The sequence below is a fragment of the Pseudomonas sp. J380 genome, assembly GCF_009827115.1.
In the GTDB taxonomy this organism is placed as follows: Bacteria; Pseudomonadota; Gammaproteobacteria; order Pseudomonadales; family Pseudomonadaceae; genus Aquipseudomonas; species Aquipseudomonas paracarnis.
This window is the reverse complement of sequence record NZ_CP043060.1, coordinates 1010718-1022680: the sequence shown is the minus strand read 5'-3', so window position 1 is coordinate 1022680 and position 11963 is coordinate 1010718. Positions and strand designations below refer to the sequence as shown.

Sequence of the window (11963 nt, the reverse complement as noted above, 5' to 3'; positions counted from 1 at the left end):
GCTCCTACAAAAATGCCTTGACCGTCTGGCATTATGGCTTGCCTGCGATGCAGACACCTCGGTCCATCAGCTAACCGAGGCGATGCCATCGCAGGCAAGCCAGCTCCCACCGTTGCTATGCGGGGTTTGGCAGGGTTATTTATCCTTGAATTCCGGCGTCCGCTTGGCCACGAATGCGGCCATGCCTTCCTTCTGATCCTGGGTCGCGAACGCCGCATGAAACACCCGGCGCTCAAAGCGCACGCCTTCGGACAGGCTGACTTCAAACGCACGGTTCACGCTTTCCTTGACCATCATGCTGATCGGTACGGATTTACCAGCGATCAGGGCGGCCACTTTCAGCGCTTCTTCCAGCAGTTCATCGGCGGGTACGATACGCGCGACAATGCCGCAGCGCTCGGCCTCTACCGCGTCAATAAAACGCCCGGTCAGGCACATTTCCATGGCCTTGGCCTTGCCCACTGCACGGGTCAGGCGCTGGGTGCCGCCCATGCCCGGCAGCACGCCCAGATTGATTTCCGGCTGACCGAATTTGGCGGTGTCGCCGGCAAGGATAAAGTCACACATCAGGGCCAGTTCGCAGCCACCGCCCAGGGCGAAGCCATTCACGGCGGCGATGATCGGCTTGCGGCGATTGGCCACGCGATCGCTGTCGCTGAACAAGTCGTCCATATAGATCTGCGGGTAGGTCAGCTCGGCCATTTCCTTGATGTCGGCACCGGCCGCGAAGGCTTTTTTCGAGCCAGTCAGCACGATGCAGCCAATTTCAGGGTTGGCTTCCAGGCTGTCCAGCGCCTGGTTCAGCTCACTGACCAGTTGTGCATTCAAGGCGTTCAGTGCGCTGGGACGGTTGAGCGTGATCAGCCCGACACGGCCCTGGACGTCAAGCAGGATGGTTTCGTAACTCATGTATCGGCTCCTTAAAGATTGCGTGAGATGACCATGCGTTGAATATCGCTGGTGCCTTCGTAAATCTGGCAGACCCGCACGTCGCGGTAGATCCGCTCAAGAGGGAAGTCGTTCAGGTAACCGTAACCGCCCAAGGTTTGCAAGGCGGCCGAGCAGACTTTCTCGGCCATTTCGGACGCAAACAGCTTGGCCATGGACGCTTCCACCAGCGCCGGCTTGCCACTGTCACGCAGGGCGGCGGCGTAATGCACCATCTGCCGGGCGACGGCGATCTGGGTGGCCATGTCGGCCAGGCGAAAGGCCACGGCCTGGTGTTCGATCAACGGCTTGCCAAAGCTTTCACGCTCACGGGCATAGTCGCGGGCCGCTTCGAAGGCGGCGCGGGCCATGCCCACCGACTGGGAGGCGATGCCCACGCGGCCACCTTCCAGGTTGGCCAAGGCGATTTTGTAGCCCTCGCCCTCCTCGCCCAGACGGTTGGCCACCGGTACTTTCACGTCTTCAAACAGGATCTGACAAGTGTCCGAGGCATGCTGCCCCAGCTTGTCTTCCACCCGTGCCACGGTATAACCGGGCGAATCGGTGGGCACGATAAACGCGCTGATTCCACGCTTGCCTGCGGCGGGGTCAGTGACCGCAAACACAATCACGATCCCGGCGTTTTGCCCGGAGGTGATGAACTGTTTGCAGCCGTTGAGTACATAGTGGTCGCCTTCAAGGCGCGCACGGGTTTTCAGGCTGCTGGCGTCGGAGCCGGCCTGGGGTTCGGTCAGCGCGAAGGCACCGAGCATGGCGCCGCTGGCCAGGGGCGTGAGGAACTGCTCTTTCTGCTGGTCATTGCCAAACTTGAGGATCGGTACGCAACCCACCGAGTTGTGCACGCTCATGATCGTGGAGCAGGCACCGTCGCCAGCGGCGATTTCTTCCAGGGCCATGGCGTAGGCAAGGTAGCCGGTGTCGCAACCGCCCCACTGTTCCGGGACCAGCATGCCGAAAAATCCCAGTTCGGCCATTTCCCCAATGGCCTCCTTGGGAAAACGATGCTCGCGGTCCCACTCGGCGGCGAAGGGTTTCAAGCGCTCCTGGGCAAATTGCCGGGCGGCGTCGCTGATTTGCAGTTGTTCGTCATTGGGCAACATAGGTCATCCTCAATACAGGCATTCAACGGCCATGGCCGTGGCTTCACCGCCGCCAATGCAGATAGCGGCGACGCCACGCTTGAGGCCCTTCTGGCGCAGGGCCGCGAGCAACGTCACCAGGATGCGTGCGCCGGAGGCACCAATGGGGTGGCCCAATGCACAGGCACCACCATGCACGTTGACCTTGTCGTGGGGAATCTCCAGCTTGCTCATGGTCACCAGGCTGACCACGGCGAAGGCCTCGTTGATTTCGAACAGGTCCACCTCGTCGAGGCTCCAGCCGGTCTTGCTCATCAGTTTGCGAATCGCCCCCACCGGCGCCACCGGAAACAGCCCAGGCTCATCGGCAAACGCGGCGTGCCCGTGGATCACTGCCAACGGCTTGAGGCCGCGCTTGAGTGCCTCGGACTCACGCATCAGCAACAACGCCGCGGCGCCATCGGAGATCGAGCTGGAGTTGGCTGCCGTCACTGTACCGCCGTCACGGAACGCCGGTTTCAGGCTGGCAATCTTGTCCAGCTTGGCTTTCGGCGGTTGCTCATCGTGAAGGATGGTTTTTTGTTCCTTGCCCACGGTGACCTGCACCGGGACGATTTCACTGGCAAAGCTGCCGTGGGTGATGGCCTCTTGTGCGCGGGTCAGGGAAGCGATGGCAAACGCGTCCTGGGCTTCCCGGGTAAAACCATTGTGCTCGGCGCAGTCCTCGGCAAAGGTGCCCATCAGGCGCCCCTTGTCGTAAGCATCTTCGAGGCCGTCGAGGAACATATGGTCCAGCACCTTGCCGTGGCCCATGCGGTAGCCGCTGCGCGCACGATCCAGCAGGTACGGGGCGTTGGACATGCTTTCCATGCCGCCTGCGATCACCACATCCACGCTGCCAGCGCGCAGCGAGTCGTGGGCCAGAATCGTCGCTTCCATGCCGGAACCGCACATTTTGTTGAGGGTGGTGCAGCGCGTGCCCTTGTCCAGTCCGGCGCCCAGGGCAGCCTGGCGGGCAGGCGCCTGTCCAAGCCCGGCGGGCAGCACACAGCCAAACAGCACTTCGTCGACGGCATCGGTGGCGATACCGGCACGCTCGACCGCCGCACGAATGGCGGCTGCGCCCAGCTGCGGTGCGGTCAGGCTTTTGAGGTCGCCCTGGAAACCGCCCATGGGCGTGCGCACGGCGCTGACAATAACAATAGGGTCGTTCATGGCAATTGCTCCTTATTTGGCGGCCATGCGCAAGGCACCGTCGAGACGGATCACCTCGCCATTGAGCATGCTGTTTTCAATGATGTGGCGTACCAGCGCGGCATATTCAGCAGGTTTGCCCAAGCGTGGCGGGAACGGCACGCCGGCAGCCAGGGAGTCGCGCACCTCCGGGGTCATGCCGGCCATCATCGGGGTTTCGAAAATGCCCGGTGCAATGGTCATCACACGGATACCAAAGCGCGCCAGTTCTCGTGCGGCGGGCAAGGTGAGGCTGGCGATCGCGCCCTTGGAGGCGGCGTACGCAGCCTGGCCGATCTGCCCATCGAATGCCGCCACCGAGGCGGTATTGATGATAACGCCGCGCTCGCCGTCGGCATTCGCCTCGGTTTCAGCGATAGCCGCAGCGGCCAGGCGCAGCAGATTGAAGCTGCCGACCAGGTTGACGTTGATCACCTGGGCAAAGCTTGCCAGGCCGTGCGGGCCATTCTTGCCGAGGATCTTCTCGCCGCGCACCACACCCGCGCAGTTGACCAGGCCATGCAAGCCACCAAAGGCCTCGACCGCCGCCTTCACCGCCGCTTCTGCAGCGGCTTCCTGGCTGATGTCTGCTACGGCACTGCGGGCGTTGTCGCCCAGTTGCTCGGCCTTGGCGGCCACGGCGTCAGCGTTCATGTCCACCAGCATCACCTTGGCACCTGCGGCGACCAGCATTTCAGCCGTGGCCGCGCCGAGGCCCGACGCGCCGCCGCTGACCAGGAATACCTTGTTTTCAATCTGCATCGTTGTTTCCTTTTAAAGGGATCACGCCACGGCCGCCTGGGCCTTGGCTATTTCCTGATTGCGCAAAATAAAGCGTTGCAGCTTGCCGCTCGGGGTCTTGGGCAAGTCGCTGACAAATTCGATTTCCCGCGGGTACGCATGGGCGGCCAGGCGCTGACGCACATGCAGGCGCAACTCTTCAGCCAGCTCCGGGGTGGCACGGTATTGCTCACTGATCACCACAAAGGCTTTGACCAGCTCGGTGCGCTCCGGGCAAGGCTTGCCGACCACGGCAGCCTCGACCACCGCAGGGTGTTCCACCAACGCGCTTTCCACATCGAAAGGGCCCACGCGGTAGCCGGATGTAGTGATCACGTCGTCGCTGCGCCCGACAAAGCTGATGCTGCCGTCCGGGTTCAGCTCCACGGTGTCGCCGCTGAGGTAGTACTTGCCGACGAACGCCTTGGTTTTCACGCCGTCGTACCCGGCAAACCAGCACATAGGCGATTGCTCGCGGTCGATGGCAAGGATGCCGGGTTGGCCGGCTGGCAGCTCCTGATGGTTGTCATCCAGCACCACGATGCGATGCCCTGGCGAGGCAAAACCCGCCGAGCCGACATGCACCGGATGCGCCAAACCATGGTGATTGCACAGCACCATGCCCAGCTCGGTCTGGCCGTAATGGTCGTGGATGGTCACGCCAAGGTTGTCGGCGAACCAGCGGATCACCTCCGGGTTCAATGGCTCGCCGGCGCTGCTGACGATGCGCAGCTTGCCCTTGATCGAACGGGCGAACTGTTCGCCACCGGCAATCAACAGCCGATACGCCGTGGGCGAACCGGTCAGGTTGGTGATCGCGTATTTATTGATGACCCGGCAGGTGCTTTCCAGGGTGAACGGGCCATCGTAGAAGGTAATCGGGTGCCCCATGGACAACGGCCCGGTCACGCCGAAATAGATGCCATAGGCCCAGCCAGGGTCGGCAACATTCCAGAACGCGTCCTCGGGGCGCAAATCCACGGCGTCGCGCATATAGCCCTGGAACGCGACGATGGCCTTGAGCGGTACCGACAGCGCCTTGGACGGGCCGGTGGTGCCGGAGGTGAACATCAGCAGAAACGGCTCCTCTGCGCCCAGCAGCACCGGCTCGCAGTGAGAAGAGTAATTGGGCAGTTCGGCCCAGAAGCTGTAGTCGCCCCGCACGATACCTTCGCCTTTGGCCCCGGCGACTGTGACGATGGTCGGGCAGTCGGCGACTTCGCCCAGCTTGGGGCGGTTCACCGCATCGGTGACTACCAGCGCTGCGCCAGAGCTGTTCAAGCGATGTTCAATCGCCTTGGGTCCGAACGCGGTAAACAGCGGCTGATAGACCGCGCCGATGCGCCACGTCGCCAGCACGACCACCAACAATTCGCCAGTGCGGGGCAACAGGCCCGCCACCTTGTCACCGCGCTTGACGCCCTGGGCCAGCAGGAAGTTGGCGAAACGTGCGGCCTGCTCCTGCAGTTCGGTAAAGGTGGAGGTGGCGCTGCGCCCGTCCTTGCCTTCCCAGAACAACGCGATGCGCCCCGGCAGCGCGTGACGGTCACAGCATTCCACACAGGCATTGAGCGCCTGCAGATTGCCGGCCAGTGCGGCGTCGACGGTATGCTGGTAATCAAACTCGGTGGTGGCAGCCAAATACTCACGCATCGCTTCCTATCCTTCTGTGTTTTTATTTTCAGGACGTTTACAACTCGATAAACCGCTGAAATAGTCGCTCCAGAGCGGCGCAACGGCAATGGTCAAAGCCTTCAACTTGGCTGACTGGTTTGGCCAGTCCGTAGCGAAACGCGGGGGCTTTTTCGCTTTTCTGTGGGAGCGGGCTTGCCCGCGAAGGCGGTGGGTCAGTCACCCCGACTGTCACTGCACCGCCGCTTTCGCAGGCAAGCCAGCTCCCACAGGATTATGTTCTGCCGGCTCCCACGTCAGTCATTGATTCGACTGATCAGACGGTCGATCCAAGTGATTGGACGCGATGCATAGCAGCTTCTAATCTGACAGCCTGCTCCGCCACAGAAGCCCTCCATGATCGTTCGCCCTAAACCCAACGTCCTGGGTATCCTGTTCTCCCTCAAAGGCTCCATTGCCAAGCGCATTGCCTGGCGCAGCCTGCTGGTCACGCTGTTGGCCTCGGTCATCGTGCTGGTGGAAACCCTGCACCCCGCCTATTTTTCCAAGGTCAACGCTACGCCCTTCACCTTGTTGGGCCTGTCACTGTCGATCTTCATGAGTTTTCGCAACAACGCCTGCTACGACCGTTGGTGGGAGGGCCGCAAGCAACTGGGGCAAATGGTCATTGACGTGCGCTCGCTGATTCGCGAGACCCAGGTGCTGGGGGACACCGCCGAGCGTGCTGGCCTGCTGCGCGGCCTGTGCGGTTTTGCCCATGGCTTGGTCGCGCATTTGCGCCATGAAGATCAAGCCCGGGCGATACACCCGTGGATCAGCGTGCCAGCGAGCCACCCCAACCTGCCGGACAGCGTGCTGCAAGCAGTCGGTGCGCGCTTTTCGGTCCTGGCACAACAGGGCGTGATCAGCGAATGGCGCTACACCCAACTGGAAGCCCGGCTGGTCAGCCTGAGCCAGGTGCAGGCGGCATGCGAGCGCATCAAGACCACACCACTGCCCTTTCCCTACACCCTGCTGTTGCACCGCACCATCTACCTGTTCTGCATCTTGCTGCCATTCGCCATGGCCGAGCCTCTTGGCTGGTTGACGCCAGTGTTCACCGCGATTGTCAGCTACACCTTCTTTGGCCTGGATGCGATTGGCGATGAATTGGAAGACCCCTTCGGCTTCGACGAAAACGACTTGCCGTGTGACGCTATCCTGCGGACATTGGAGCGCGAGATCCTCTCCGCCTTGGGTGAAGTCAACCTGCCGCCAGCGTTGGAGCCAGCGGACTACGTGCTGACCTGACGCGGGTTTGACACTCGCCTCGCACTGACCGAAGCTTGGAACTTTGCTGCCCAAGCTTTCGGACGCCTGCATGTCAAAGTCTCGCCGTTACTCCATCATCGGCCTGTGCGCCCTGTTGCTGATCGTACTGATCACCTGGTTTTTCTCCCGTACCCCGGCAGTGGCCGTCCCCCCGGCCACTGCCCATGGCTATTCCAAGGCCTTGAAGCAGGCGCATAATGGCGAGCCAGGCGCCGCACGTGTGTTGTACCAACAGCTCGGCCGGCCGGACCTGTCGCCCGAGCGCCGCGCCGCCTTGCACGCCGAGCTGCCCAATTACCCCAGCCCCCAGGCGCTGAAACTGGCCGATAAAGACCTCGCCGATAAGTCGGCGCTGGTGCGCGAAGCCGCGATTCACAGCATCGTCGGCTTGGTGCCCACTGGCCAGCGCACCTTACTGCTCGGCCCGGTGCTGGACGATCCGGAACAATCGGTGCGCTTTGCGGCCGCCAACGCCTTGCTCGGCCTGTCGCCCGATACCCTGGGTTTGTACTTTGGCCCACTGCAGCAGGTGCTCGACGAATTCGTGACAACGCTGAAGGCCCAGCCCGAAACGGCTGAAGGCTGGATTCAATTGGCGCGCCTGTACATCCACAGCGCCCTGCTGCCGGAGGCGCAAAACGCCCTGGAGCAGGCAATGCGCTTGCAGCCGGACAACCTGCAAGCGGTGGTATCGCAAATCGAACTGCTGGACAAACAAGGAAAGACTGACGAGTCGCGTCAACTGCTGGCCCGACAATTGGCTGCGCACCCCGAATCGGCCTACCTGCAACATGCTCTGGGCATGTGGCTGCTGCACCATGGCGAGCGGCCCTACGCCCTGCTCGGCCTGTCCAAGGCGGTGGAGCTTGCGCCGGACAACCCGGATTATCGCTACGACCTGGCCACGACCCTGCACGCCCAGGACGAAGTAGAGGCGGCCCAGCGCCAGTTGGAAGAAATCGTCCAGCGTCACCCCGCCAACCGCAAAGCCCGCGTGCTGCTGGTCACCTACTGGAAAGAGACCGGCCAGTTGCAGAACGTCCAGGTGCTGCTCGCTCAACTGGAGCAACAGAACCCGGATGATCCGGCGCTACAGCAGGGCCTGTAGGAGCGAGCTTGCTCGCGAAGATCGTTAACGATAACGCGGACTGCCTGGTTCACCGTGGCGCCCTTCAGATCTTCGCGAGCAAGCTCGCTCCTACACGGCTGCATTTCTTACAAAACGTTGAACCGCTACGTGCCACTACGGTCAAGTGAATATGGCGCGTCCCATTCGGCGTGCCCCTCTACTTGTACGTGACCTGAGGGCACTTCTTGAGTACATCCAAACAGCTGTTGAGTGAAAAGGCGGCCACCGGCGTCGAAGGTCTTGATGACATTCTTGCCGGGGGGCTATCGCGAAGCCACGTGTTTTTGCTCGAAGGCGAACCCGGCACCGGTAAAACCACCGTGGCCCTGCATTTTCTGCGGGCCGGTGCGCAGAACGGCGAACGTTGCTTATATATCACCCTGTCCGAAACCGAGCACGAACTGCGCCAGGGTGCCAAATCCCACGGCTGGGACTTGGATGAGCATATTCATATCTTCGAGCTGACCCCACCGGAAAGCCTGCTCAACGCCGATCACCAGCAAAGTCTGCTGTATTCCTCCGACCTGGAACTGGGTGAAGCCACCCGCCAGATCTTTGAAGTGGTAGAACGGGTCAAGCCGACCCGCGTGGTGGTCGACAGCCTGTCTTAGATCCGCCTTTTGGCGCAAAGCTCCTTGCGCTATCGCCGGCAGATCCTGGCGATCAAGCACTACTTCGTACGCTATGACGCCACCGTACTGCTGCTGGACGACCTGACCACCGAGTCCCTGGATAAAACCGTGCACAGCGTGGCCCACGGCGTGATTCGCCTGGAAGAACTGACCCCCACCTACGGTGCCGAGCGTCGGCGTATCCGCGTAGTGAAATACCGTGGCCAGAAATACCGTGGCGGCTTTCATGATTTCACCATCATGGGCGACGGCATTCACGTGTTCCCGCGCCTGGTAGCGGCCGAGCATCGCGGTGGTTATAACCGTCAAACGTTGAGCAGTGGCATCGAGGAGTTGGACTCTTTGCTCGGCGGTGGTATCGAGACCGGCTCCAGCAGCCTGATTCTCGGCCCGGCGGGCACCGGCAAGTCGCTGATCTCGATGATCTTCGCCGCCGCCGCCGTGGCGCGAGGCGAAAAGGCTGCGCTGTTTATCTTCGATGAAGAACTGGGCCTGCTGTTCGAGCGCATGAAAAACATGGGCATTGATCTCGCCGCGCTACGGGACACCGGCAACCTGCTGATCGAACAGGTAGACGCCGCTGAACTCTCCCCCGGCGAATTTTCGCACCGGGTTCGTCGCTGCGTGGATGAACGCGGCATCAAGACGGTGGTCATCGACAGTATCAACGGCTACCAGGCCGCAATGCCTGAAGAAAACGCGTTGATCCTGCATATGCATGAGCTGTTGCTGTACCTCAACCGCCGCGGTGCCGCGACCTTCATGACGGTGGCCCAGCACGGCCTGGTGGGCGACATGCAGACCCCGGTCGACATCACCTACCTGGCTGACACCGTGATCCTGCTGCGTTACTTCGAGGCTCTGGGCAAAGTTCGCCGGGCCATTTCGATCATCAAGAAAAGGACTGGCTCCCATGAGTCGACTATCCGCGAATATCGCATCGGCAGCCGTGGCATGACCGTGGGTGTTCCCCTGGATAACTTCCAGGGTGTGCTGCGCGGCATTCCAACCTATATGGGCGCCGGCTCCCCTCTGCTCAAGGATGAGGGCTAGTGCCGGCCCTCTCCCCCATCTCCGAGCGCGCCATCGTGCTGGCGCCCATGGGCCGCGATGGTTCATTGGCGCTGATGATGCTTAACGAAGCCGGCTACAGCGGGATCGTCGCCAGCAACCTGGGTCAAGTGTGCGAAGAACTGGCGCAAGGCGCCGGCCTGCTCATCATTGCCGCCGAGGCGCTGCGTGGCGTAGACCTTGAACCACTGCTCGAGCAATTGCACCAGCAGCCGGCGTGGTCCGACCTGCCGATCGTGCTGATGACCCATCATGGCGGCAAAGAGCAGAACGGCTCCACCCGGCTCAGTGGCTTGCTGGGCAACGTGACGTTTCTGGAGCGGCCTTTCCACCCCATTACCCTGATCAGCCTGGTGAGCGCCGCGCTGCGCGGTCGGCGTCGCCAATACGAAGCACGGGACCGGTTGATTGACTTGAGCGAGAGTGAACTGCGGCTGCAGCGCACCCTGGAAACGCTTGAACAGCAAGTGGAAGAACGCACGGCTCAACTGCGCCATAACGAAGAGGCTTTGCGCCAGTCGCAGAAAATGGAAGCCGTCGGCCAGTTGACCGGCGGTATCGCCCATGACTTCAACAATATGCTCACGGGCATTATCGGCAGCCTGGAACTGCTGCGCAGGCGGGTATCCCGAGGCAAGCTGGATGACTTGGACAGCCTGATCGACCTGGGTGTGACCTCCGCCAATCGCGCGGCCAGCCTCACACACCGGTTGCTGGCGTTTTCGCGCCGACAATCGCTTGACTCCAAGCCCGTGCAGATCAATCAACTGGTGGCAGCCATGGGCGAGTTGCTGCAACGCAGCATCAACGAAAGCATCAGCCTGGACATGCGTCTGAGCGATGCCCTGTGGACCGCCGAAGCCGACCCGAACCAGCTCGAAAGCGCCTTGCTCAACCTGGTGATCAACGCGCGCGACGCCATGCCCACGGGTGGCACGCTGACCGTGGAGACCACCAATCGCCACCTCGACAGTGTCTTTACCGCCGCCTACGGCACCTTGACCCCGGGCGACTACGTAGAGCTGAGTGTCAGCGACAACGGTTGCGGCATACCGCAACATCTGATGGGCCGCGTGTTCGATCCGTTTTTTACCACCAAACCCATCGGCCAAGGCACCGGTCTTGGGTTGTCGATGATCTACGGCTTCGCTCGTCAGTCTCGTGGGCATGTGACCATCCACAGCGAAGTCAACCAAGGCACGACGGTCAGCCTGTTTCTGCCGCGCTTCATCGGTGAGCCCCAGCCACAGGCGCCGCTCAACCCGACACTGCTGCCGTTTGCCAATGCTGGGGAAACGGTGTTGATTGTCGAGGATGACCCCGCGGTTCGGGTGCTGGTCAGCGCTGTGCTCAAAGAACTGGGGTATGGGTTTATCGAGGCTGGGGATGCGAATACGGCGGTGCCGATCATTGAATCCGAACAGCGCATCGACCTGATGATCAGCGATGTCGGCCTACCCGGTATGAACGGCCGGCAACTGGCGGAAATCGGCCGGCAGATTCGTCCTCAACTCAAGGTATTGTTCATCACCGGCTATGCCGAGCACGCCGCCGTGCGAGGGGGGTTCCTGGATCCTGGCATGCAGTTGATCACCAAGCCGTTTACCTTCGATTTGTTGACCGCCAAGGTCCGAGAAATGATCAGGGCCTAGGGCGGTCACGCCACCTAAAAAGAAGAGCGTCGAGATGCGCAGAGTCTCAAGTTGTGCGGTATTACGCCAATAACCGCTGGATATGCTCCTGCAGCGTATCCAGATCGAACGGCTTTGCCAGGATCGGCGCATTGCGCGTGATGGGGCTGTGGCAGTCCAGAATTTCCTGCGGGTACCCGCTGATAAAGATCACCTTCAGCTCCGGACGCAATTTGATTGCCGGCTCGGCAATTTGCACGCCCGAGATCCCACCCGGCAGGCGGTAATCGGTCACCATCAAGTCCAGGTGCGGTTTGGTCGCAAGGATTTCGAAGGCCTGCTCCCCGTCGATCGCCTTCAAGACCCGGTAGCCCAAGCCTGCCAGGTACTCGCCCAGCACAAACATAATGGATTCGTCGTCCTCGACGATCAGTACGACATCTTGTGCATCTTCACTCATGGGAAGCCTTTGTCCGGTCAATTGCTGCAGTTACGACCATGGGGTCACGCAGAGGTT

At 61.4% G+C, this 11963-nt stretch carries 9 protein-coding genes and 1 pseudogene; 4 read left to right on the top strand and 6 right to left on the bottom strand.

Going from position 1 to position 11963, the window contains the following annotated elements; genetic code table 11:
• Positions 1-135 precede the first annotated feature (135 nt).
• Genes FXO12_RS04805 through FXO12_RS04785 form a run of 5 tightly spaced genes read right to left on the bottom strand, consistent with a single transcriptional unit; the run spans position 136 to position 5693 of the window.
• Positions 136-909, bottom strand: a complete 774-nt coding sequence (locus FXO12_RS04805) for an enoyl-CoA hydratase (protein WP_057975905.1) — start codon at positions 907-909, stop codon at positions 136-138.
• 11 nt (positions 910-920) lie between these two features.
• Positions 921-2048, bottom strand: a complete 1128-nt coding sequence (locus FXO12_RS04800; RefSeq protein WP_034127453.1) for an acyl-CoA dehydrogenase — start codon at positions 2046-2048, stop codon at positions 921-923.
• A gap of 9 nt (positions 2049-2057) precedes the next feature.
• On the bottom strand, positions 2058-3242 hold the full coding sequence (locus FXO12_RS04795; protein ID WP_047710882.1) for an acetyl-CoA C-acyltransferase: 1185 nt from the start codon (positions 3240-3242) through the stop codon (positions 2058-2060).
• A 12-nt stretch (positions 3243-3254) separates the two neighbouring features.
• Positions 3255-4022: an SDR family NAD(P)-dependent oxidoreductase gene (locus FXO12_RS04790; RefSeq protein WP_057975903.1), complete on the bottom strand. Its 768-nt coding sequence runs from the start codon at positions 4020-4022 to the stop codon at positions 3255-3257.
• A gap of 21 nt (positions 4023-4043) precedes the next feature.
• A complete protein-coding gene (locus FXO12_RS04785) occupies positions 4044-5693 on the bottom strand; it encodes an AMP-binding protein (protein WP_057975901.1) in 1650 nt (549 codons plus the stop codon).
• Positions 5694-6068: 375 nt separating this feature from the next.
• Here FXO12_RS04785 and FXO12_RS04780 point away from each other — a divergent pair, with 375 nt between their 5' ends.
• The 4 genes and pseudogenes from FXO12_RS04780 (at position 6069) to FXO12_RS04765 (ending at position 11467) form a co-directional block, all read left to right on the top strand.
• Complete coding sequence (locus FXO12_RS04780) at positions 6069-6962, top strand: bestrophin family protein (protein WP_054919016.1); 894 nt, start codon at positions 6069-6071, stop codon at positions 6960-6962.
• Positions 6963-7032: 70 nt separating this feature from the next.
• Positions 7033-8091: a tetratricopeptide repeat protein gene (locus FXO12_RS04775; RefSeq protein ID WP_057975899.1), complete on the top strand. Its 1059-nt coding sequence runs from the start codon at positions 7033-7035 to the stop codon at positions 8089-8091.
• A 206-nt stretch (positions 8092-8297) separates the two neighbouring features.
• Positions 8298-9797 (top strand): annotated as a pseudogene (locus FXO12_RS04770) (ATPase domain-containing protein).
• On the top strand, positions 9797-11467 hold the full coding sequence (locus FXO12_RS04765; RefSeq protein ID WP_057975898.1) for an ATP-binding protein: 1671 nt from the start codon (positions 9797-9799) through the stop codon (positions 11465-11467). The pseudogene FXO12_RS04770 and the gene FXO12_RS04765 overlap by 1 nt, the downstream one beginning before the upstream one ends.
• Before the next feature lie 61 nt (positions 11468-11528).
• Here FXO12_RS04765 and FXO12_RS04760 read toward each other — a convergent pair whose 3' ends face one another.
• Positions 11529-11906 (bottom strand): response regulator, encoded by a 378-nt coding sequence (locus FXO12_RS04760; RefSeq protein WP_032897270.1) that lies wholly within the window; start codon positions 11904-11906, stop codon positions 11529-11531.
• Positions 11907-11963: the final 57 nt, after the last annotated feature.